This window comes from Gluconobacter sp. P1D12_c (assembly GCF_018812105.1).
Taxonomy (GTDB): domain Bacteria; phylum Pseudomonadota; class Alphaproteobacteria; order Acetobacterales; family Acetobacteraceae; genus Gluconobacter; species Gluconobacter oxydans_A.
In genome coordinates, this window is record NZ_JACSIQ010000940.1 from 1 (window position 1) to 349 (window position 349).

Below are 349 nucleotides of genomic sequence, written 5' to 3' on the forward strand. Positions count from 1 at the left end.
AGCCTGCTCATGCTCACGCTCAAGAGCTTCTAAATCCTGACCAAAAACGAGAACCGGCTTGCCTGGATTTTCAACATGCAAACAGGCATCCGGATTTCTCCGGGTAGCCTCATCTATAGTCTCTTTAATATTCCACTTCTTAGACTTCGTTGCCTTGTCGGAAGGCTTTACAAGCACTTTACGACTCAGCATCTCAAAATGTGCGAATTGATAACTCATGACAACGATCCAAAAAATTTCTCGCAAATCGTTGAGAGTCTTCTTTTAAAATCATCAGACGTACAATTTTCCAAATCTAAATTATCGATACTCGAATACAAACCATCCTTGTCACATTCTTCTAAATCTT

Annotated in this window: 1 protein-coding gene; it reads right to left on the bottom strand. The window is 40.1% G+C overall.

Going from position 1 to position 349, the window contains the following annotated elements:
• Positions 1–219: hypothetical protein (locus KP705_RS19880; protein WP_215765562.1), on the bottom strand; the 219-nt coding region annotated here is incomplete at its 3' end.
• Positions 220–349 lie beyond the last annotated feature (130 nt).